We start from the raw sequence: 20,892 nt of genomic DNA, 5'->3' as shown, positions 1-20,892 counted from the left end.
GACGGCGATGACCTCGGCAGACACCCGGTCGCCGACCTGCCGGATCCCACCAGCCGAACGTGGGAAGGTGCCCCCGATCGCGTGACGTCGGCCACGGTGCCGGCGAGGGTGTCGCCAACGTCCACGGCCGCCAGGAATGCGGCAAGGGGCTGATCGTCTTCCGCCGTCCCCATGATTCCAAGGCTCTCAGGAGGCACTCGATGGCGGAGTGGCGTCGATGCTGCGCAGCCACTCCAGAAGAACGCGGTAGTCGGCCTCGGTGACGCCGCTGCTCGGGTTGATTCGCTGCAGTACCACCAGATCACCGTGCGCGAGAACCCCGAGCTACCACCGCCAGGCCGGTGTCTGTGGCGACGATGGCGAGGTCGCCGGATTTGTCGGTGCGGTAGATGCGGGCTCCGAGGTGGCGTAGCGCGGCAAGCGTCTTCGGGGCGGGGTGACCGTAGCCGTTGTCCGCGCCTACGCTGACCAGCGCGGCGCGGGGGTCGATCGCGTTGAAGAAGGCGGGGACTTGGCGTGGCGAGCCGTGATGGGGCACCTTGAGGATGTCGGCCTGCGGCAGGGGGCCCCGGAGCAGGTCCTCCTGGGCTTCGGACTCGATGTCGCCGCAGAGGAGGGCCGAGCCTTTGGGCCAGCGTACGTGGATCACGACGCTGGAGTTGTTGGCGGCGCTGCCCTCTCCTTGTCCGCCTGCTTGGGCGTTCGCCGGGTCGGGGGCCAGGACCGTCAGCTCCGACGGGCCGAATCGCCATCTGGTGCCCGGGTGTGCGGTCCATGTCGGGATGCGACGGCGGGCGAGGTCTGCGGTGAAGTGGGCACTCTGTGGCGGGGATTCTTGGTACGGGCTGGTCAGGACCGCCCCTACGCGCCTGTGCCGGAGCACGCCCGTCAGACCGTCCACGTGATCGGCGTGCGGGTGTGTGAGGATCACCAACGGCACGTCACGGATGCCGATTCTGCGTAGGCAGCCGTCCATGACGGAAGGGTCCGGACCCGCGTCGACGACCACTCCCTGTTGTGGGCCTGCCGCGATCACCAGCCCGTCGCCCTGGCCGACGTCACACATCACCATCAGCCACCCCGGAGGCGGCCAGGGGGCCATGATCGGTCGTAGAACGAGCATCGCGGCGAGGGCCGCTCCCACCACCGTCAGGGTGACTGTCCGCCACGCGCGCCGTCTCATCACCGGCACCGCGACCGCCACGACGACCACCAGCAGGCCCAACCCTGCCAGGCCCGCCGGCCACGGGAGATTGGCCATGGGCACGTTCGCGGCCCACTGCGCCACCATGATGATCCAGCCCACCGCGTACCCCGCCGGGATCACCAGGACCTGGGCGGCCTCGGGCCAGAAGGGCGCGATCAGTGCGGCGACGAACCCGAGCAGGGTCGCGGGGGCCACGGCCACGCCTGCGAGCAGGTTGGCCGGGACGGCTATGAGGCTCACCTGGCCCGACATGAGCACCAGCACCGGCGTGACGGCGGCCTGCGCCGCCGCAGGCACCGCCACGGCTTCCGCCGCCCACCGGGGCAGCCGCAGGCGTCTCCCCGTCTCTCCCACCGGCCTTCCCGATGCCGTCACGCGCGCCTCCACAGGCGTGCTGGCTGTGGTGGAGGTGTCAGTGGGGTCGAAGCCCACCAGATGGGCGCGCCAGCGTGAACCCGACGGGACGATGTCTGGGGTGGGGGTGTCGTTGTTCGAGGGGGTGGGGGCGGAGCCCGTGAGGCGGGTGCGCCAGCGTGGAGCTAGGAGGAGGATGCCGGCGGTGGCGGTTACCGATAGGGCGAAGCCGTAGGAGCGGGCCAGTTCGGGGGCGAAGAGGATCAGCAGGAGGACGGTCACCGACAGGGCCGCCATGCCGTCCTTGGCTCGGCCGGTGCCGAGGGCGGCGGCCGCCACCAGGCCCATGAGGAGGGCTCGTAGGACGCTGGGCGAGGGTCTGGCCACAATGGCGAAGGCGAGCATGGCGAGGGCCGCGAAGGCGGCTCGGGGGGCTAGGGGCAGGCCGGCGAGGCGGGAGAGAGCGAGGGCGGCTCCCGCGACGATTGCTAGATTTGCGCCGCTTACGGCATTCAGGTGGCTTAGGCCAGCTTCCTGGAGGTTGGAGTTCACCTGCTGGTCGATGCGGGAGACGTCTCCTACTACCAGGGCGGGGAGGAGGCCGCGCTGGTCCGGGGGAAGGACGTCGGCGGCTCTGCGGAGGCCTTGCCTGAAAGCGCCCGCTGCGGTCTGGATCCACGAAGGGGGCGTGAGGATTCGAGGTGGCCCTCGGACCAGGAGGACGGCGGCTGTCAGGTGGCCCGAGGTGGGTGCGGACAGGCGGCCCGATACGCGCAGGCGCTGGCTGGGCAGGAGGTCACGCCACTCGGAGCCGTTGGCGAACACGACGATCGGGGTGTGTACGACCATGCGTTGGCGTCCGGTTCGGAGTGATTCCAGAGTGGCCTCGGCTATGACACTGTCGCGGGTGAAGTAGGCGGTCTTGGAGCGCCTGATCTTGGGGTCGTTCGTCAGGGTGATCTCGGCGGTGACGGTGGCGCCCCTGGCTGCCAGTGCGACCGTCGGGCCTGTGGTGACCGCGTGGACGCGGAGGGCGATCGAGGCGGCCGTCGCCGCTAGGCACACCAGGACGGCGATCGTCACGTTGCGGTGGGAAGACGAGCGGGCCAGCCATGCGGCGAAGCCGGCGCCGGCAGCGGCCAGGGCCGCCACCGTCGCTCCGACGGTGGCGGGGCAGCCCAGGAGGATGAGAGCACTGACCCAGGCCGCCAGGGCGGGGAAGGTGAGCGGCCAGACGCGTCCCAAGACGATGGCGTCGTCCGGGCCACCGTCCGGAGGATCGGCATGCGGAGAGCGGCTTCCGTTTCTCGGGGGCATGTCAGACGCGGACCTTTGGTTTGATCTCCTCGTACTTCTTTGCCCCTATGCCGCTTACGTCGCGGAGTTGGTCGATCGTGGTGAAGGCGCCGTGGGTGGTGCGGTAGTCCACGATGCGAGAGGCCAGGACTTCGCCTACGCCTGGCAGTTGCTCCAGTTGGTCCGGGGTGGCTGAGTTCAGGTCCAGGATGGCTGTTTCCGGCGGAGCGGCGCCGGCTACGGCGGCTGGGGCGGTGGCGCCCACCAAGATCTGCTCGCCGTCCGTCAGGCGTCTGGCCAGGTTGACAGGGCCGAGGGGGGCTCCTTTGCGCACGCCTCCGGCGGCCGTGACCGCGTCGGTCACCCGGGCGCCCATGGGGAGGGAGTAGACGCCTGGTCTGCGGACCTTGCCTGCTACGTGAACCGTCACTTGGGCCGTCGAGGATGGCCGGGACGAGGCGGCGGGGGGAGGGCTTGAGATGGGGGTGGGGGCGGCCAGTGGCTCCAAGGTGGGCTGGGAACGCCAGAGGAAGAAGCCGGCGACGATCACGGCGGCGGCGGCCAGTGCCAGCAGGACTCGCAGACCTGGTCTGCCCGGGTCCAGGCCCGGTGCGGTCACGGCCGCGCGGAACTCCTGGAAGGTGGCCGGCATGTGGGCGAGGAGGGGAGCGCGCTCAGGAGTGGTGATGGATCGCAGCCGGGACTCGGCTATGGTCCGCTCAGCGGTGGGATCTGGAGTGCGCACGGCGGAGAACCTACGTGGCCCCTGACCCTATGCATCCCACCGAACAGGGTTCTGTGGACAACGGAGAACGGTCGGCCACAGCGCTGTGGACAACCTCGAAACCCAAACAACCAGCAAGCCGAAGCCAGTCGAGATGACCGTCAAACCCAAGTGACCGCAACCGGCCAGGTGACCGTCAAACCCCAGGTGACCGTGACCGGCCAGGCGACCGTCAAACCCCAGGCGATCGTGACCGGCCGGTCGAAGTTGCCAGCCGGCATGGCAGTCAAGCCGACGTGACCGTAAGGCCCAGCATGCCCGGCCCCACATGTACCCCCACCACGGCCCCCACCTCCACCACCCGCGACCGCACCAGCCCAGGCACCCGCTTGGCCAAACGCTCCGCCAAGGAAGCGGCGCGGTCCGGGGCTGCCAGGTGCTGGACCGCGATCTCCACGGCCCCCTCCCCCGCGGCCTGTACCGCCAGATCCTCCAGCCGGGCAAGGGCACGGCTGGAGGTGCGGACCTTCTCCAGCAGCGAGATTCGTCCGTCGACGAGGTGCAGCAGTGGCTTGATCATGAGCGCCGAGCCCACCAGCGACGCCGTGGCCCCGATGCGGCCACCCCTGCGGATGTGCTCCAGGGTGTCGACGTAGAAGAACGAGCGGGTCTGCGCGACGCACCGCCTGGCGGCCTCCGCCACCGACTCCAGGGGGTCGCCAGCCGCCGCGGCGCGGGCCGCCGCCAGGACCGGGAAACCGAGGCCCATGGCGATGGAGCGGCTGTCGATCACCTCGACCGGCACGGGAGCGTCCACGGCCGCCGTCAGGGCGGAGTGGACCGTACCGGAGAGCTCGCCCGACAGGTGGATGGAGACGACGCCCGTCGCACCGGCTGCGGCGAGCTCGTCGTAGCAGCGCGCGAAACGCGCGGGAGAAGGGCGCGAAGTGGTCGCTAACGCGAAATCTCCGGAAAAATCCCACTCATCACAGGACTTATCCTGGCAAATCACTTGTACGGGGACGGCGGTGACGCCAGGCAGGTCGGCCAGATAGGCGGTGGAATCGGTGACTACGGCGACGGCTGGCGGCATGGACCGAGGTCGGCTACTGAACCGGTGTCCCACCCCGCCAGACGCGGCGCGGCTTGAGGCCGAAGGACCAGGCGAAGGCGCCTTCGTGGTCGGCGTCCCACTGGACGATGTCGGCCAGGCGGCCCGGCGCCAGGACGCCCCGGTCGGGAGCGCCGAGCACGTTGGCGCCACCGAGTGTGGCGGCGCGCAAAGCGTCGTTGACGCTCATCCCGAACGCCGACACGGCCATCGCGATGACCAGTGACATCGAGGTGATGCCGCAGTGGCCCGGGTTGTGGTCGCTGCCGAGCGCGATCTGCACGCCGTGCTTCATCATCTGGCGGACGGGCGGGAGCTTGCCGCGCTGGAGCGCGGTGGCCGGGCAGACCACGGCGGGCACGCCGTAGCGGGACATGATCGCGATGTCCTCTTCGGACATGTTGTGCAGCCCGTCGGCGGAGGCGCAGCCCAGCTCGGCGGCGAGCTGAACGGCGCCGCGCCGGCTGAACAGGCCCGCGTGGATGCGCGGCAGCAGGCCGACGTTACGGCCGGAGGCGAGGACCCAGCGGGACTCCTCGGTGGTGAAGTGGCCCTCGTCGCAGTAGACGTCCACGCTGTCGGCGCCGGCCGCCGCCGCGTCGGCGCACCAGGCGCCCACGGCCTCGACGTACTCGCGCTGACGGCCGAAGTATTCGGGAGGAACCACGTGCGCCGCGAGGAAGGTGACGTGCACCCGCGGCATCATCGGCTCCTTCTCCAGCTCGCGCAGGAGCCGCACGTCGGCGAGCTCGCCGTCGCGGGTGAGGTGGTAGCCGGTCTTGGCCTCGACGGTCGTGGTGCCGTCGAGCAGCCAGTCGCGCAGACGCTCGCGGACGCCGTTGCAGAGCGTCCAGGGGTCGGTGCCGCGGGTCACGGTGACGGTGGAGCCCACGCCGCCGCCTGCGGCGGCGATCGACGCGGAGGTGGAGCCGCCGGTGCGGATGGCCAGCTCGGCGTAGCGGTTGCCGGCGTAGACCGGGTGGGTGTGGGCGTCGATGAGGCCGGGCGTGACGAGCGCGCCGCCGAGGTTTTCGACATGGTCGACGTCGACGATGTCGTCGACGACGCCGGGCACGCTCTGCGGCAGGTCGGGCGCTCGCCCGACCCACGCGATGCGGTCGTTGTGCACGAGAATGGCCGCGTTGCTGAGGACTTCGTTTCCGGTCCAGAGGCGGCCGATGTTGGTCAGAAGCCGAACGGTCACCGCATCACCGCCCCACGCTTGAGCAGCACGCAGCGCACGGCTGCTTGCGCCGCGCCCACTGAGTCCGCTCCGGGTCCGGACGACATGGGGGGGTCTCCTGCTCTCATCCGCGAAAAGCTTGCGGTGACCGTATCGCTAGACTCATGATCCGGCGATTTCAGTTCAGTTACGTTATTTCACAGGTGCGCTCGCTGTACAGGGTTATTCGGAAGAAAGCTCACTGATCCCAACCGTCACCCTGCCACACCTTCGTCCACAGACTCCCGCGTGTGTCCTGGATCGCAGGAGTCATCATCCGAAACCTGTGCCTTAGATCGGTAAGGCTGCGCTAATCCTAGCAATCCCAGCGTTGCGGGACCACTGCGGCATTTGGGCAGCCCTGCGCCCTTTCGAGCGAGAGCTGCCCAGGAGTACCGCTAAGAGACGCGTTCGACCGGCTTGCCCACCCGCTCCAGCTCCTGATGGAGGCTGGGCAGCACGCGGGCGTGCAGGATCGTGCCGTCGCCGACGTGGTCGACGGAGATCACTTCGCCCTCCTTGTGGGCGCGCGAGATCAGATCGCCTCTGTCGTACGGGATCAGCAGCGAGACCTCGTGATCCAGCTGGGGCATCCGGCGCTCGATGAGCTCCAACAGCTCACCGATCCCGGCGCCCGTGCGCGCGGAGACCACGATGCTGTCGCGCTCGCGCCTGGCGATCCGGTCGAGCACCTCCTGGTCGGCGGCGTCGGCCTTGTTGATCACCACGATCTCGGGCACGTCACCCACGCCCTCGATGGTGGCGAAGACCTCGCGCACGGCGGTGAGCTGGCCTTCGGGGTCGGGGTGCGAGCCGTCGACCACGTGCAGGATCAGGTCGGCGTCGGCGACCTCCTCCAGCGTGGACCGGAACGCCTCCACCAGCTGCGTCGGCAGATGGCGCACGAAGCCGACGGTGTCGGCGATCGTGAACACCCTGCCTTCGGGCGTGCGAGCGCGGCGCACGGTCGGATCGAGGGTGGCGAACAGCGCGTCCTCGACCAGCACGCCCGCACCGGTAATCCGGTTGAGCAGTGAGGACTTGCCCGCGTTGGTGTAGCCGGCGATGGCCACGGCGGGCACCTCGCGCCGCTGGCGCCGGTGCCGCATGGTGTCGCGTGAGGTGGACATGCCCTTGATCTGGCGGCGCAGCTTGGCCATCCGCTCGCGGATGCGCCGGCGGTCCAGCTCGATCTTGGTCTCACCGGGGCCACGGCCGCCGATGCCGACGCCGCCCGCGGCGCGACCGCCGACCTGGCGCGACAGGTTGCCGCCCCAGCCACGCAGGCGCGGCATGAGGTACTGCAGCTGGGCCAGCTCGACCTGGGCCTTGCCCTCGCGGCTCTTGGCGTGCTGGGCGAAGATGTCGAGGATCAGGGCGGTGCGGTCGATGACCTTCACCTTGACCGTCTCCTCGAGCTGGCGGAGCTGGCCGGGGCTCAGCTCGCCGTCGCAGATCACCGTGTCGGCGCCGGTCGTCTCGACCACGTCACGCAGCTCCAGCGCCTTGCCGGAGCCGATATAGGTGGCGGGGTCCGGGAACTGGCGACGCTGGATGAGGCCTTCGAGCACCAGGGAGCCTGCGGTCTCGGCCAGAAGCCGCAGCTCCTGGAGTGAGTTTTCGGCGTCGGTGATGGTCCCGGAGGTCCAGACGCCTACCAGGACGACCCGCTCGAGCCGCAGCTGGCGGTATTCGACCTCGGAGACATCCTGGAGTTCGGTGGAGAGGCCCGCCACGCGGCGCAGCGCCTGGCGCTCCTCGAGGTCCATGTCGCCGTTCTCGAACTCGTCGAGCGCGGAGTATTCGTGCATTCGTGTCATCTCTAATAGGCAACGTCTGGACACCTCAGTGTCTTCCCCGATGGTGACACGACATCCCAGATGTAATCACCTGGTTATCCCGCGATCACGCTGACATTCCCGGAGCCGGTGGTGAGCGACACCTTGCGCGGCGAGTTCGGGTCCTTGTCGACCGCCACGTTCGTGTCGCCGGAGCCCACCTGGGTCTTGACGTCGTAGGCGCCGTCGGGCACGTGCAGGGTCACGTCACCGGAGCCGGCCTCGAGCTCCGCGCTGTCGGGCGCGGCGGTGTACTTGAGCTCGATGTTGCCCGATCCCGCCTCGGCGAAGACCTTCTTGCCCGCCAGGCCGGAGGCGTCCACGTCGCCGGAACCCACGGTGAGGTTGAGCGGGCCGGTCAGGGACCTGAGCGTGATGTCGCCCGATCCGGCGTCGGCGTCCACCGCCAGCCCCTTGGGGATCTCGATCTTGTAGTTGACGCTGCAGCTGCCCCAGTCCTGCTCGCAGTCGTACCTGACGAACAGCGTGTCGCCGTCGACCGAGTGCTCGGCGTTGGGCTTGTTGTCACGCCACTGGAGCGTCTCGACCACGCGGATGGCGCTGCCGTCCGTCTCGGTGATCACGGTGTCGCCGGCCCCGCTCTTGACGTGGAGCTTGGCCACCTTGTCGGTCACCTCGTAGCTGACGGTGTCCTGGTTGGTCGGGCCGCCGAGGCCGGCGAGGCCGCAGCCCGACAGGAGGGCGGCGGATGCGAGGAGTCCACCCGCGATCGCGATCGTCTTCATGCCTTGAATGATCGCCCGTGTTATGCCCTCCGTACATCGGGGATGCCCCCGAACACCACCCGGGGTTTCCCCCGCCTTTGACCCGTCGAACCCCCATGGCATAACTTCACTTCCATAATACAAAACTCGGTTTCCATCTAGTGGAAAAGAGACGAGGGGCCCATGGAGATCACCGGCCAGATGCTCGACCGGTTCGACGAGATCCTGACGCCGGAGGCGCTGGACTTCGTGGCGGCTCTGCAGCGGGAGTTCGGCGCCAGGCGCCTTGAGCTGCTCGACGCGCGCCAGGCGAGGCAGGCGGAGCTGTCGGCGGGCGGCACGCTGGACTTCCTGCCGGAGACCAAGGCCGTCAGGGAGGGTGACTGGCGCGTCGCGCCGCCGGCTCCCGGCCTGGAGGACCGCCGGGTGGAGATCACCGGCCCGGTGGACCGCAAGATGACCATCAACGCGCTCAACTCCGGCGCCAAGGTGTGGCTGGCCGACTTCGAGGACGCCAACTCCCCCCTGTGGGCCAACTGCGTCAGCGGCCACCTCAACCTGCGTGCCGCCCTCGACCGGACGATCGACTTCGAGAGCGGCGGCAAGACGTACGCGCTCAAGCCGGACGCCGAGCTGGCCACGGTCGTGGTCCGGCCGCGCGGCTGGCACCTGGACGAGAAGCACGCCCTGGTGGACGGGCGGCCGGTGGCGGCCTCGCTGTTCGACTTCGCCCTCTACTTCTTCCACTGCGCCCAGCGGCAGATCGACAAGGGGCGGGGACCGTACTTCTATCTGCCGAAGCTGGAGTCGCACCTGGAGGCGCGGCTGTGGAACGAGGTGTTCGTCCGGGCGCAGGAGCTGCTGGGGATCCCGCAGGGCACGATCAGGGCGACCGTGCTCATCGAGACCTACCCGGCGGCGTTCGAGATGGAGGAGATCCTCTACGAGCTGCGCGACCACTCGGCGGGGCTGAACGCGGGCCGCTGGGACTATCTGTTCAGCGTGATCAAGAAGTTCCGTACCCGTGGCCGCGAGTTCCTGCTGCCGGAGCGTAACGCGGTGACGATGACCGCGCCGTTCATGCGCGCCTACACCGAGCTGCTGGTGCGTACGTGTCACAAGCGCGGCGCGCACGCGATCGGCGGGATGGCGGCGTTCATCCCGTCGCGCCGCGACCCCGAGGTGAACGCGACGGCGCTGGAGAAGGTGCGCGGCGACAAGACGCGCGAGTCCGGTGACGGCTTCGACGGGTCCTGGGTGGCCCACCCGGACCTGGTTCCGGTGTGCCGGGAGGTGTTCGACGGCGTGCTCGGCTCCAGGCCGAACCAGCTCGACCGGCTGCGTGAGGACGTCAGCGTCTCGGCCGCCGACCTGCTGGCCGTCTCCGAGACGCCGGGTGACATCACCGAGACCGGGCTGCGCAACAACGTGGACGTGGCGCTGCGCTATCTGGCCGCCTGGATGGGCGGGCTCGGCGCGGTGGCGATCCACAACCTGATGGAGGACGCGGCCACGGCGGAGATCTCCCGGTCGCAGATCTGGCAGTGGATCCACAACGGCATCACGCTCGCCGACACCGGCGCGCCGGTGACCAAGGAGCTGGTCGAGCGGATCATCGCGGAGGAGCTGGCGGGGATCGCGGCCGAGCCGGGTTACGACGAAGAGCTGTACGGCCAGGCGACGGCGCTGTTCAAGGAGGTGGCACTGGACGACGACTTCGCCGAGTTCCTGACGCTTCCGGCCTACGCCCGCATGCCGTAAGTGTCGCCATATATTTACGTATATAGGGCGAGCATGCGGGAGGCGTCATGCTGGACACGCTGATCGAGGCACTGCGTGGCGCGCTGCCCGCCGAGTCGGTGATCACAGACCCGGTGCGGTTGCGTACCTATGAATGTGACGGACTCACCTACCATCGGGCCACGCCCGGCGTGGTCGTGCTGCCGGACACCGCGGAGCAGGTCGCGCGGGTGGTCGTGCTCTGCAACGACTTCGCGGTGCCGTTCGTGGCCCGCGGGTCCGGCACCGGCCTGTCCGGCGGGGCGCTGCCGCGCGAGGACGGCGTGCTGATCGTCACCTCCAGGATGCGCCGCGTCCTGGAGGTGGACCTGCCCAACCGCCGGGCGGTGGTGGAGCCGGGCGTCACCAACCTGGCGATCACCGAGGCGGTGCGCCACGAGGGCTACTACTACGCGCCCGACCCCTCCAGCCAGCAGATCTGCTCCATCGGCGGCAACGTGGCGGAGAACTCCGGCGGCGCCCACTGCCTGAAGTACGGCTTCACCGTCAACCACGTCGAAGCCTGCGAGATCGTCACGCCCGACGGCGACCTGGTGACGCTCGACCGGATGGACCCCGGCTACGACCTGCTGGGCGCGTTCGTCGGCTCCGAGGGCACGCTGGGCATCGCGACCAAGATCACTGTACGGCTGAGCCGCGCGCCGCAGGCGGTCACCACGGTGCTGGCCGCCTTCGAGAGCATCGAGCAGGGCGGCAAGGCCGTGTCGGCGATCATCGGCGCGGGCATCGTGCCCGCCGCGATCGAGATGATGGACGCCCTGTCCATCGAGGCGGCCGAGGCGGCGGTGGCCTGCGCCTACCCGGCCGGCGCCGGCGCGGTGCTGATCGTGGAGCTGGACGGGCCCGCGGTCGAGGTCGAGCGGCAGTTCGCCCGGCTGGAGGAGATCTGCTCCGACGCGTTCGAGCTGCGGGTGGCGGCGGATCCGGCAGAACGGGCGGCGATCTGGAAGGGCCGCAAGTCGGCGTTCGCGGCCGTCGGGCGGATCAGCCCCGCCTACATCGTGCAGGACGGCGTGGTGCCGCGCACCTCGCTGCCCCGGGTGCTGGCCGAGATCGACCGGCTCTCGGCCGCGTACGGGATCAGGGTGGCCAACGTCTTCCACGCCGGTGACGGAAACCTGCATCCGCTGGTGCTGTTCGACGACGCCGAGCCGGGGGCCGGCGAGCGGGCCGAGGCGGTCTCGGGCGCGATCCTGGATCTGTGCATCGAGCACGGCGGCTCGATCACCGGAGAGCACGGGGTGGGTGTGGACAAGGCGAAGTACATGCCGAAGATGTTCTCCGAGGCGGATCTCGACACCATGCAGCTGGTCCGGTGCGCCTTCGATCCGCGCGGCCTGTCCAACCCGGGCAAGGTGTTCCCCACCCCGCGGCTCTGCGGCGAGGTGCCGGGCGTGCGCAAGGGCGTGCATCCGCTGGTGGAGTCCGGACGGGCGGAGCAGTTCTGATGCCGGCGCGGGAGCTGGCGAGGACCGGCGTGACGCTCAGGGAAGCCGGTCCCGACGACGCCGTGTGCGGCGTGACCCCCCGGTGGGTGGCCCTGCCCGAGACGGCCGAGGAGGTGTCTGCCGTGCTGCGGGCCTGCGCCGAGCACGATCTGGCGGTCGTGCCCGCAGGAGGCGGCACCAAGCTGCACTGGGGGCCCGCGCCCGAGCGGTGCGACGTGCTGCTCGACATGTGCTGCATGAACGAGATCGTCGAGCACGCGGCGGGCGACCTGGTGGTGCGGGCGCAGGCCGGGGTCACGATGGACGCGCTGTCGGCGGCGCTCGCGGAGCGAGGGCAGGAGCTGGCGCTGGACCCGCCGTTCGCCGAGGGCGGCACGGTCGGCGGCACGCTCGCCGCCGCCGTGGCAGGCCCGCGCGCCTTCCGGTACGGCACCGCCCGGGACCTGCTCATCGGCATCACCGTCGTGCTGCCCGACGGGACGATCGCCAAGTCCGGCGGCAAGGTGGTCAAGAACGTCGCGGGCTACGACCTGGGCAAGCTCTTCACCGGCTCCTTCGGCACCCTCGGGGTGATCGCCGAGGCCACGTTCCGGCTGCATCCGCTGCCCGTGGACCGCCGCTGGATCGTGGCCGTGGTGGAGCCGCCGGAGGTGGCCGCGGCGGAGCCGTGCCAGGCCGGGGAGCTGGCCGCGATGCTCGCCGCCGCGCAGGAGGAGCCCAGCGCGGTGGAGCTCGACTGGCCGCACGGGCAAGGGCCGATCTGGATGACCGTGCTGGTCGAGGGGACTGCCGCGGAGGAACGGGCGCGGGTGCTGCGCGCCCGGATGGGCAGCGTGGTCAAGGACGCGGTCAAGGACGTCAGGGACGAGCCGCCGCCGCAGTGGGGGCTGATCCAGCACGACGACATCCTGGCCGAGGTGCGGTTCGAGCCGGCCGAGCTGACCCGGGTGCTGGACGCGGTGCACTACAGCGGGTTCTCGCTGCGCGGCTCCGCCGTCGCGGGCCGGGTCTGGCTGGAGCTGTGGGACGACCCCGGCGAGGAGAAGACCGCCGAGGCGGTGGCCGCGCTGCGCGCCCGGCTGGACGGCATCGGCGCCCGGCTGACCGTGCTGGCCACGCCGTACGAAGGTGTGGAACGGTGGGGGGCCGTCGGGTCGCTGCCGCTGATGCGGCGGGTGAAGGAACGCTTCGATCCCGGGCGCAGGATGTCCCCCGGCCGGTTCGTGGGAGGGATCTGACATGGACCCGGAGCTGATCAACGACTGCGTGCACTGTGGGTTCTGCCTGCCCACGTGCCCGACGTACGTGCTGTGGGGCGAGGAGATGGACTCCCCGCGCGGCCGCATCCACCTGATGGGGCAGCATGTCGGCGGCACGCCGGTGACGCCGGAGATGGCGGGCCACTTCGACGCCTGCCTCGGCTGCATGGCGTGCGTGACCGCCTGCCCGTCCGGGGTCCGCTACGACCGGCTGATCGAGCAGACCAGGGAGGTGGTGGAGCGGGAGCACGAGCGCGACCCCCGCGAGCGGGCGGTGCGCGGCCTGGTGTTCGGCCTGTTCCCCTATCCGCGCAGGCTGCGGCTGCTGCGGCCCGGGATGCGGCTCGCCGAGCGGCTGGCGCCGTTCCTGGAGCGGGTCCATCCGAGCCTGGGCGCGATGGCCGGGCTGGCGCCGCCGGCGCCGCGACGGCAGCGGCTGCCGCGCGTGGTGCGGGCCAGGGGCCCGCGCAGGGCCGTGGTGGGCATGCTCACCGGGTGTGTGCAGGGCGAGTTCTTCCCGCAGGTCAACGCGGCCACGGCGCGGGTGCTCGCGCTGGAGGGCTGTGACGTGGTGATCCCCGCGGGCCAGGGCTGCTGCGGCGCGCTGAGCGTACACGCGGGCCGGGCGGACCAGGCCAGGCGGCTGGCCCGCCGGACGGTCAGGACCTTCCGCAGGGCGGGCGTCGACACGGTCGTGGTGAACGCGGCCGGCTGCGGGTCGTCGATGAAGGAGTACGGCGACCTGCTCGGCGAGGAGCCCGGCTTCCGGGTGCTGGACCTGTCGGAGTTCCTGGCCGAGCTGGGGCCGGTGGCCGAGCGGCACCCGCTGCCGCGCACCGTCGCCTACCACGACGCCTGCCACCTGGCCCACGCGCAGGGCGTCCGGGCGCAGCCGCGCGAGCTGTTGCGCGGCATCCCGGGGCTGGAGCTGCGCGAGGTGCCCGACTCGGCGATCTGCTGCGGCTCGGCCGGCACCTACAACATCTTCCAGCCGGAGGCGGCCCGCGACCTGGGTGACAGGAAGGCCGAGTCGGTCGGCTCGACCGGCGCCGAGCTGCTGGTATCGGCCAATCCGGGCTGCACGATGCAGATCGTCGCGGCGATGCGGCGCGCGGGCGGCGACATCAAGGTCGCGCACACCGCCGAGGTGCTGGACGCCTCGCTGCGCGGGGTGAGCCTGTGAGTGTCCAGTCGGTCGAGCGGGCGCTCGACGTGCTCGAAGCGCTGGCCGAGCACGGCGGCGAGGCGGGACTGTCGGAGATCGCCGCCAGGACCGGGCTGCCGTACGGGACCATTCACCGGCTGCTGCGGACCCTGCTGGCACGCGGCTACGTGCGTCAGGAGTCCGACCGGCGCTACGCGCTGGGCGGCGGCCTGGTACGGCTCGGCGGCGTGGCGGAAAGCATGGTGGCCGTGTGGGCGCAGCCGTACCTGACCAAGATGGTAGAGCTGTCGGGTGAGACGGCGAACCTGGCGGTGCTCGAAGGCGACTTCGTCGTCTACGTGGCGCAGGTGCCCTCGCCGCGCAGGCTGCGCATGTTCGCCGAGGTCGGCAGGCGGGTGCTGCCGCACAGCACGGCCGTCGGCAAGGTGCTGCTGGCCGGGCGGGCGGCCGGCGAGGCGCTGCCGGTGTTCGAGCGGACCGGCATGCCCCGGCGCACGCCCAACACGATCACCGACGGCCCCGCCATGATGGCCGAGCTGGACCGGGTGCGGGCCCACGGCTACGCCATGGACCTGGGCGAGGAGGAGCTCGGCGTGCACTGCCTGGCCGTGCCGGTCCGCGACGGGGACCGGGTGGTGGCGGCCATGTCGGTGTCCGGCCCGGCCGACCGGATCGACGCGCTGGACCGTGACGAGCTGGCCGAGAGCATGCGGAAGATCGCGCACGCGTTCGGCGCGGAACTCAGGCCGATGATCGGCGGGGGCTGAGAAGCGGCGCTTCGCCAGATATGGTGTTGCGCTATGAGCAACAGCTCAGTGCAATCAGTCGACAGGGCCATCGCGATTCTGGAGATACTCGCCCGAGAGGGCGCGACGCGGGTGACGGATCTGGCCAACGAACTAGACGTGCACAAGTCCACGGCCTTCCGGCTGCTGGCCGCACTGGAGCAGGGCGGGCTCGTCGAGCAGAGCGGTGACCGCGGGCGCTACCGGCTCGGATTCGGCGTGGTGCGGCTGGCGGGCGCAGCCACGGCCCAGCTCGATCTGGCCAAGGAGAGCAGGCGCGTCTGCCGGCGGCTGGCCAAACAGGTGGGCGAGACCGTCAACGTCGCGGTGCCCCAGGACGGCTACGCGGTCAACATCAGCCAGGCGCGAGGGCCGTCGGCGATCAGCGGCCACAACTGGGTGGGCCAGCGCACCCCCGCGCACGCCACCTCCAGCGGCAAGGTGCTGCTGGCCTATGGCGCGCTGCTGCTGCACGACGAGCTGCAGCGGTTCACCCCCATGACCATCACCGACGCCAGGCTGCTGGGGCTGGAGGAGATCAGGCGGCGCGGCTGGGCCTTCACCGTGGAGGAGCTGGAGCTGGGCCTGAACGCGGTGGCCGCGCCGATCATGGGCAGCGACGGCTCGGTGGTGGCGGCGGTCAGCGCCTCCGGCCCCTCCTACCGGCTCACGCCGCAGCGGCTGCCCGAGGTGGGCGAGATCATGGCCGCCGGCGCACTGGAGATAAGCCAGCGCATCGGCTATTACCGATAGGTCCGCAGACAGCGAGTAGTCGGTGTTGCCGGCCGATGTGTGCCGCGTCGGTATTCCCCTGGTACGGCTATGGAGCAGGCGCTAGCATGTTCGAGTTCACGTAATGCTTGCGAGCGATCGCACACTGTAGGGGGTGGTCGATGAAGCTGCGCTACAACTACCGGCTGTACCCGGACGCGCCCCAGCAGGCGTCTCTGGCTCGATTGTTCGGGTGTGTCCGAGCGGTGTGGAACGACGCGCTGGCCCGGCGTAAAGCCGGGTGGAAGGCCGACCGGGCGTGGATCAGTGGCCCACGGTTGCAGCAGATGTGCATCACCGCCGCCAAGCGCACTCCTGAACGGGATTGGCTCGGACAGGTGTCGCCGGTGCCGTTGCAGCAGTCGCTGCGGGACCTGGACGTGGCCTACCAAAACTTCTTCGCCTCGGTGTCGGGCAAGCGCAAAGGCCCGAAGATGGGCCTGCCGGTGTTCAAGTCGCGCCGTGATCTCCGGCAGTCGGCCCGGTTCACCACCACCGCGTTCAGGCTTCGCCCCGGCGGTGCTGGGGATGCGTTGTATCTGGCGAAGATCGGCGAGATCGAGGTGCGGTGGTCGCGCGAGCTTCCTGCCGCGCCTTCTAGCGTCACGGTTGTCAAGGACGCGGCGGGCCGCTACTTCGCCTCGTTCGTCGTTGACGTGCCCGACGACAGCCAAACCCTCGCCCAGGTCGATGTGGAGACGGGGATCGATCTCGGGCTGACCCACTACGCGGTCACCTCCGACGGCGAGAAGATAGCCAACCCCAAATGGCTACACCGCAGAGAGCGCAAACTGAAGAAGGTCCAGCGCGCCCTGGCCCGTAAGCGGAAGGGCAGCGCCAACCGGGCCAAAGCCCGCATCAAGCTCGCCCGTCAGCACGCCAAGGTCGGCGACGCCCGCCGGGACTTCCTGCACCAGACCAGCACCACGATCGTCCGCGAGAACCAAGCGGTGGCAGTCGAAGGTCTGGCCGTGCGGGGCCTGGCCCGGGGCCGACTGGCCAAGAGCGTCAACGACGCCTCCTGGGGCACCTTCCTGCGCCTGCTGGAAGGCAAAGCGGCCCGCTACGGCCGCACCTTCATCGCCATCGACCGCTGGTATCCCTCCTCCCAGCTGTGCCCCTGCTGCGGCCACAAAATCGGGAAACTCGGCCTGGACGTCCGCGCCTGGGACTGCCCCTCCTGCGGCGAGCACCACGACCGTGACATCGCCGCAGCGCTCAACATCCTGGCCGAAGGCATCCGCCTGAAGACTCAGGACGGCCTGAACGACGTGGCCGCCGGGCTGGCGGACACCCGAAACGACTGTGAAGAGCAGGTAAGACCAGGCAAGGCGATCCCGACCCTGGCACCGCCCGAAACCTTCACCGCGCAAGCGGCGTAGAAGCAGCAGTAAACACCCCGCCGTGAGACGGGGGAATCCTTGCCATTCATGGCGGGGAGAAGTCAACGTTAGGGGTATGTGCCGAAGTATCAAGACCCTGCGCCCGCCCTACACCGAGGACGTGACCGAAGACGACGTGCGAGCCGCGGCCCTGCAATATGTCCGGAAGATCTCCGGCTTCCGGGCGCCCGCCGCGCACAACGCCGAGGCGTTCGACCGCGCCGTGGAGACCATCACCAGAGCGTCTGAGGAGCTGCTGGCCGCCCTCCAGGTGCGCGGAGCCCGCTGACCGCCCGTCAGCCGGGCGGGAGCCTGACGGGACGGTCGCCGGAGCAGCCGAGCTTGAGCTCCACGTCCTCGCCCTCGTCCGCCTCGAACTCCACCTCGGCCTCTCGGCCCGGCCCCGGCTCGACGCCGTCCACGGAGTAGCCCTGGGCCGGGCTCCACGAGCGCAGCGTCACCAGGCCGCCGGCGCAGGAGGCGATCACCGTGCCGCCCGGCGTGCGGACGAACTCCCCTTCGGGCGTGCCCGGCTGCGGGGTCGGCGGTGGGGTCGTGGCGGGCGCGGCGGACGCCGAGATCGGGCGTGGCAGGGTGGCGAGGGCGGCTCGGGCCTCGTCCTGGGTCAGCACCGGGCCGGACGTGCCGGTCAGTGCGCCGCTGACCAGGCCGAGCGCCGCCACGGCCGCACCGGTCGCGGCGAGCGCGGCGGCCACCCAGGCCAGGACGAGTCGCTTCACCCTGTCACCTTCCCCCACGTACGGCTAAGGCCAGGTTAAGGCGACGATAACGAGGCGCGGAGCATCGCCCGTGACCGTCTACGGTTTCCTCATATGGCTGACATCCTGCTCATCGAGGACGACGTGGCGATCCGCACGGCGCTGAGCCGGGGGCTGCGGGAGCTGGGCCACGCCGTTTCCTCCTCCCCCACGGCGCTGGACGGGCTGCGGCTGGCCGTACAGGACCACCCTGATCTGATCGTGCTCGACCTGGGGCTGCCGGACCTCGACGGCGGCGAGCTGCTGCGGATGCTGCGCGCGGTGAGCAAGGTGCCGGTGATCGTGGCGACCGCCCGCGACGGCGACGCCGAGATGGTGCCGGTGCTCGACGCGGGCGCCGACGACTACGTGGTCAAGCCCTACAGCGCCGCCCAGCTGGACGCGCGGATCAGGGCCGTGCTGCGGCGGGCGGGCGAGAGCGCGCCGGAGCCGCTCCAGGTGGGCGGGCTGCGCGTGGACCCGCGCGCGCGGACGGCCGAGCTCGACGGGGCGGAGCTGGAGCTGACGCCACGCGAGTTCGACGTGCTGCACTACCTCGCCGCACGCCCGGGAGAGGTCATCACCAAGCGTCAGCTGCTGACCGAGGTGTGGCAGCTCCCGTACGGCGGGGCCGACAAGACGGTGGACGTCCACCTGTCGTGGCTGCGCAGGAAACTGGGCGAGACCGCCTCGGAGCCGCGCTACCTGCACACCGTGCGGGGCGTCGGGGTGAAGCTGGTCGGGCCGTCATGAGGCGCTGGCTGGCGCTGCTGGTGGCGGCCACCACCTCGCTGGTGTTGATCGCGCTGCTGGTGCCGATGGCGCTGCTGATCCGGGCCGTGGCGGAGAACGGCGCGATGAACCGCGCCACCACCGCCGCCGAGTCGGTCGCCTTCGCGGTCGGCACCTCCGACCTGCCGCTCGCCGTGGAGCGGGTGTCGCGTCCCGTGACGGTGTTCCTGCCGGACGGGCGGACGGTGGGCGCCCCGGCCGAGCGCTCCGAGGCGGTACGGCTGGCCGCGACGGGCCGCAGCGTCACCGCCGAGGTCGACGACGGCAGGGAGGTGCTGGCCTCCGTCCAGTCTCCGCAGGGCACCGTGGTGATCAGGGTGTTCGTCGGCGACGACGAGCTGCGGCGCGGCGTACGCGCGGCGTGGGCGGCGCTGCTGGTGCTCGGGCTGGCGCTGGTGGTGCTGGGCATCGTGCTGGCCGACCGGCTGGCGCTGGCGGTCACCAGGCCGGTCGACGGCCTGGCCCGGGTCTCCCACCGGCTGGCGGGCGGCGACCTGGAGGCGCGCGCCGAGCCCGGCGGGCCGCCGGAGGTGCGCTCGGTGGCCCTGGCGCTCAACCATCTGGCCGGGCGGATCGGCGACCTGCTGGCGGCCGAACGGGAGTCGGTCGCGGACCTGTCACACCGGCTCCGTACCCCGCTGACGGGCCTGAGGCTGGACGTCGAGTCGCTCCGGGACCCCGAGGAGGCGGCGAGGGTGGGCGCCCGGGTGGACGCGCTGGAGCGGGCCGTCAGCGCCGTCATCACCGACGCCAGGCAGCGCTCGGCCGAGCGCGGCGCCTGCGACGCGACGGCCGTGGTGGGTGAGCGGGTGCGGTTCTGGTCGGTGCTCGCCGACGACCAGGGACGCACGGTCACGGTCGCCCTGCCGGAGGAGGAGCTGACCGTGGCGGTCGGCGCCGAGGCCCTCGGCGCCTGCGTGGACGCGCTGCTCGGCAACGTCTTCGCGCACACCCCGGAGGGGGTGTCGTTCTCCGTACGGCTCGCGCCGCATCCTTCGGGAGCCGTGCTGGTGGTCAGCGACACGGGGGCCGGCTTCGACCCCGCCCTGCTGGAGAGGGGCAACAGCGCGGGCGGCTCGACCGGGCTCGGCCTGGACATCGCGCGCCGCACCGCCGAGTCCTCGGGTGGCCGGCTGACGGTGTCGTCGTCGGGCGGCGCCATCGTGGAAGTGGTGTTAACCCGGCCTTAGCGCGCGATTACCGCTGATCGGGGTTTCGTAGGGGCATGCACATCACTACGAAGATCATCGTTGCCAGTGCCGGCGTCATGGCCCTCGTGGCCGGCGGGTCCGCCGCCTTCGCCGCCGTCGACCGGCCCGCCCCCAAGGTGGGCGCCGAGCAGGCCATCCAGATCGCCCAGAAGCAGGTGCCCGGCTCGTGGGTGCGCGAGGTCGGCTTCGACGGGCGCGCAACCCAGCCCGACGTGTGGGAGGTCGAGCTGATCAAGGGCGACACAGAGTACGAGCTGGACGTCGACGCGGCCACGGGCAAGCTCCTCAAGCAGGAGAGCGAGCGCATGGACAGCGACGACAGCGACGACGACTGATCAGCAGGAGGACAGGATGCCCGCCATGGCCTCCTTCTCCGCCGCGGTGACCCACAGGTCGTACTTCGCCTTCACCTCGATCTGCCGCGCGATGTACTCGCACCGGTAGGCCTTGCGCGGCGGGAGCCAGGTGGCCGCGTCGGAGTCGCCCTTCTGGCCGTTGAGCGGGCCGTCGACGGCCAGAAGGTTCAGGGGGTCGTTGGCGAACTCCTTGCGCTCGGTCTTGGTCAGCTGCTGGGCGCCCTTCTGCCAGGCGTCCGACAGCGGGATCACGTGGTCGATCTGGACCTTGCTGCTGGTGTCCTGTCCACGCTCGAACTCGATCGTCCTGCCGCTGAAGGGGTCGTCGAGCACGCCGGTGAGCACGATGCAGTCGTGGGTGCCGGGCTTGAACGTCTCCTCGGTCAGGTCCCGCTTGAGGATGTCGTTGCGGGTGTCGCAGCCGTTGCGGTCCACATCCGACCAGGCGGGACCGAACTCGTCCCGGTCGTAGCCGGTCTTCGGCGCCCGGCCCTTCACCGGGATCCCGTCGAGCTTCTCGCGCGCTTCCTTGATGTCGGCGGAGGTGGCCTTGCCGGAGTCCGCGTCCTGATCGGGAAGCAGCGTCGCCTCCAGATCGCCACAGCCTCCGAGCGCCACCACTGTCACTAAACCGGCCAAAACCGCACGTACGCGCACTTACGCCCCCAGACTCGTGATTGCAAAGTCT

The 20,892-nt window shown here is 70.6% G+C and carries 19 protein-coding genes; 11 read left to right on the top strand and 8 right to left on the bottom strand.

What is annotated here, in order from left to right; translation table 11 throughout:
• Positions 1 to 301: 301 nt before the first annotated feature.
• From ACIBQX_RS27525 to ACIBQX_RS27500, 6 genes are all read right to left on the bottom strand, one after another.
• Positions 302 to 2,806 carry a ComEC/Rec2 family competence protein gene (locus tag ACIBQX_RS27525; RefSeq protein WP_397009349.1) on the bottom strand — a complete coding sequence of 835 codons (2,505 nt, stop codon included), beginning with the start codon at positions 2,804 to 2,806 and terminating at the stop codon, positions 302 to 304.
• A gap of 73 nt (positions 2,807 to 2,879) precedes the next feature.
• Entirely contained in the window at positions 2,880 to 3,602 is a 723-nt protein-coding gene (locus ACIBQX_RS27520; RefSeq protein ID WP_397009347.1) for a helix-hairpin-helix domain-containing protein, read from the bottom strand.
• Between the two features lie 265 nt (positions 3,603 to 3,867).
• Positions 3,868 to 4,674: a DegV family protein gene (locus ACIBQX_RS27515; protein WP_397009345.1), complete on the bottom strand. Its 807-nt coding sequence runs from the start codon at positions 4,672 to 4,674 to the stop codon at positions 3,868 to 3,870.
• 13 nt (positions 4,675 to 4,687) lie between these two features.
• Positions 4,688 to 5,896 carry an imidazolonepropionase gene (gene hutI / locus ACIBQX_RS27510; RefSeq protein WP_397009344.1) on the bottom strand — a complete coding sequence of 403 codons (1,209 nt, stop codon included), beginning with the start codon at positions 5,894 to 5,896 and terminating at the stop codon, positions 4,688 to 4,690.
• Positions 5,897 to 6,312: 416 nt separating this feature from the next.
• A complete protein-coding gene (gene hflX / locus ACIBQX_RS27505; protein ID WP_397009804.1) occupies positions 6,313 to 7,725 on the bottom strand; it encodes a GTPase HflX in 1,413 nt (470 codons plus the stop codon).
• Between the two features lie 83 nt (positions 7,726 to 7,808).
• Positions 7,809 to 8,498, bottom strand: a complete 690-nt coding sequence (locus ACIBQX_RS27500; RefSeq protein WP_397009342.1) for a DUF4097 family beta strand repeat-containing protein — start codon at positions 8,496 to 8,498, stop codon at positions 7,809 to 7,811.
• A 162-nt stretch (positions 8,499 to 8,660) separates the two neighbouring features.
• On the opposite strand from ACIBQX_RS27500, the gene aceB reads away from it, so the two are divergent.
• The 8 genes from aceB to ACIBQX_RS27460 all read left to right on the top strand — a co-directional run bounded on the left by aceB (position 8,661) and on the right by ACIBQX_RS27460 (position 17,376).
• A complete protein-coding gene (aceB, locus tag ACIBQX_RS27495) occupies positions 8,661 to 10,238 on the top strand; it encodes a malate synthase A (RefSeq protein ID WP_397009340.1) in 1,578 nt (525 codons plus the stop codon).
• A gap of 47 nt (positions 10,239 to 10,285) precedes the next feature.
• Positions 10,286 to 11,725 (top strand): FAD-linked oxidase C-terminal domain-containing protein, encoded by a 1,440-nt coding sequence (locus tag ACIBQX_RS27490; protein ID WP_397009338.1) that lies wholly within the window; start codon positions 10,286 to 10,288, stop codon positions 11,723 to 11,725.
• Positions 11,725 to 12,963, top strand: coding sequence for an FAD-binding oxidoreductase (locus ACIBQX_RS27485; RefSeq protein WP_397009336.1), 1,239 nt, complete (start codon positions 11,725 to 11,727; stop codon positions 12,961 to 12,963). Before ACIBQX_RS27490 ends, ACIBQX_RS27485 begins: the two co-directional genes overlap by 1 nt.
• A gap of 1 nt (position 12,964) precedes the next feature.
• Entirely contained in the window at positions 12,965 to 14,167 is a 1,203-nt protein-coding gene (locus tag ACIBQX_RS27480; RefSeq protein ID WP_397009334.1) for a (Fe-S)-binding protein, read from the top strand.
• On the top strand, positions 14,164 to 14,916 hold the full coding sequence (locus ACIBQX_RS27475; protein WP_397009332.1) for an IclR family transcriptional regulator: 753 nt from the start codon (positions 14,164 to 14,166) through the stop codon (positions 14,914 to 14,916). Before ACIBQX_RS27480 ends, ACIBQX_RS27475 begins: the two co-directional genes overlap by 4 nt.
• A 33-nt stretch (positions 14,917 to 14,949) precedes the next feature.
• Entirely contained in the window at positions 14,950 to 15,687 is a 738-nt protein-coding gene (locus ACIBQX_RS27470) for an IclR family transcriptional regulator (protein ID WP_397009330.1), read from the top strand.
• A 140-nt stretch (positions 15,688 to 15,827) separates the two neighbouring features.
• The gene (locus ACIBQX_RS27465; protein WP_397009328.1) at positions 15,828 to 17,087 is read left to right on the top strand and encodes an RNA-guided endonuclease InsQ/TnpB family protein; all 1,260 of its coding nucleotides are present in this window, start codon (positions 15,828 to 15,830) and stop codon (positions 17,085 to 17,087) included.
• A gap of 76 nt (positions 17,088 to 17,163) precedes the next feature.
• On the top strand, positions 17,164 to 17,376 hold the full coding sequence (locus ACIBQX_RS27460; protein WP_397009326.1) for a DUF2277 domain-containing protein: 213 nt from the start codon (positions 17,164 to 17,166) through the stop codon (positions 17,374 to 17,376).
• Positions 17,377 to 17,383: 7 nt separating this feature from the next.
• Here the strand turns inward: ACIBQX_RS27460 and ACIBQX_RS27455 are convergent, their stop codons facing one another.
• Positions 17,384 to 17,827 carry a hypothetical protein gene (locus tag ACIBQX_RS27455; protein WP_397009324.1) on the bottom strand — a complete coding sequence of 148 codons (444 nt, stop codon included), beginning with the start codon at positions 17,825 to 17,827 and terminating at the stop codon, positions 17,384 to 17,386.
• 93 nt (positions 17,828 to 17,920) lie between these two features.
• On the opposite strand from ACIBQX_RS27455, the gene ACIBQX_RS27450 reads away from it, so the two are divergent.
• From ACIBQX_RS27450 to ACIBQX_RS27440, 3 genes are read left to right on the top strand one after another with little or no spacing between them, the layout of a single operon-like run.
• A complete protein-coding gene (locus tag ACIBQX_RS27450; RefSeq protein WP_397009322.1) occupies positions 17,921 to 18,598 on the top strand; it encodes a response regulator transcription factor in 678 nt (225 codons plus the stop codon).
• Positions 18,595 to 19,827 carry an ATP-binding protein gene (locus tag ACIBQX_RS27445; protein WP_397009320.1) on the top strand — a complete coding sequence of 411 codons (1,233 nt, stop codon included), beginning with the start codon at positions 18,595 to 18,597 and terminating at the stop codon, positions 19,825 to 19,827. The genes ACIBQX_RS27450 and ACIBQX_RS27445 overlap by 4 nt, the downstream gene beginning before the upstream one ends.
• A 35-nt stretch (positions 19,828 to 19,862) precedes the next feature.
• A complete protein-coding gene (locus ACIBQX_RS27440) occupies positions 19,863 to 20,183 on the top strand; it encodes a PepSY domain-containing protein (protein ID WP_397009318.1) in 321 nt (106 codons plus the stop codon).
• On the opposite strand, the gene ACIBQX_RS27435 is transcribed toward ACIBQX_RS27440, so the two are convergent.
• Positions 20,184 to 20,822, bottom strand: a complete 639-nt coding sequence (locus tag ACIBQX_RS27435) for an HNH endonuclease family protein (RefSeq protein ID WP_397009316.1) — start codon at positions 20,820 to 20,822, stop codon at positions 20,184 to 20,186.
• Between the last annotated feature and the right edge of the window lie 70 nt (positions 20,823 to 20,892).

Source organism: Nonomuraea sp. NPDC049714, from assembly GCF_044465295.1.
GTDB lineage: Bacteria > Actinomycetota > Actinomycetes > Streptosporangiales > Streptosporangiaceae > Nonomuraea.
The sequence above is the reverse complement of the archived record's forward strand: the minus strand, read 5'-3'. Positions and strand labels throughout refer to the sequence as shown.

Excerpts from the sequence above, each read along its gene's own strand:
- ACIBQX_RS27445 (WP_397009320.1), top strand. The coding sequence starts at position 18,595 with ATGAGGCGCTGGCTGGCGCTGCTGGTGGCGGCCACCACCTCGCTGGTG.
- ACIBQX_RS27485 (WP_397009336.1), top strand. The coding sequence starts at position 11,725 with ATGCCGGCGCGGGAGCTGGCGAGGACCGGCGTGACGCTCAGGGAAGCC.
- ACIBQX_RS27500 (WP_397009342.1), bottom strand. The coding sequence starts at position 8,498 with ATGAAGACGATCGCGATCGCGGGTGGACTCCTCGCATCCGCCGCCCTC.
- hflX (WP_397009804.1), bottom strand. The coding sequence starts at position 7,725 with ATGCACGAATACTCCGCGCTCGACGAGTTCGAGAACGGCGACATGGAC.
- ACIBQX_RS27450 (WP_397009322.1), top strand. The coding sequence starts at position 17,921 with ATGGCTGACATCCTGCTCATCGAGGACGACGTGGCGATCCGCACGGCG.
- aceB (WP_397009340.1), top strand. The coding sequence starts at position 8,661 with ATGGAGATCACCGGCCAGATGCTCGACCGGTTCGACGAGATCCTGACG.
- ACIBQX_RS27515 (WP_397009345.1), bottom strand. The coding sequence starts at position 4,674 with ATGCCGCCAGCCGTCGCCGTAGTCACCGATTCCACCGCCTATCTGGCC.
- ACIBQX_RS27465 (WP_397009328.1), top strand. The coding sequence starts at position 15,828 with ATGAAGCTGCGCTACAACTACCGGCTGTACCCGGACGCGCCCCAGCAG.
- ACIBQX_RS27440 (WP_397009318.1), top strand. The coding sequence starts at position 19,863 with ATGCACATCACTACGAAGATCATCGTTGCCAGTGCCGGCGTCATGGCC.
- ACIBQX_RS27470 (WP_397009330.1), top strand. The coding sequence starts at position 14,950 with ATGAGCAACAGCTCAGTGCAATCAGTCGACAGGGCCATCGCGATTCTG.
- ACIBQX_RS27460 (WP_397009326.1), top strand. The coding sequence starts at position 17,164 with ATGTGCCGAAGTATCAAGACCCTGCGCCCGCCCTACACCGAGGACGTG.
- ACIBQX_RS27490 (WP_397009338.1), top strand. The coding sequence starts at position 10,286 with ATGCTGGACACGCTGATCGAGGCACTGCGTGGCGCGCTGCCCGCCGAG.
- ACIBQX_RS27480 (WP_397009334.1), top strand. The coding sequence starts at position 12,965 with ATGGACCCGGAGCTGATCAACGACTGCGTGCACTGTGGGTTCTGCCTG.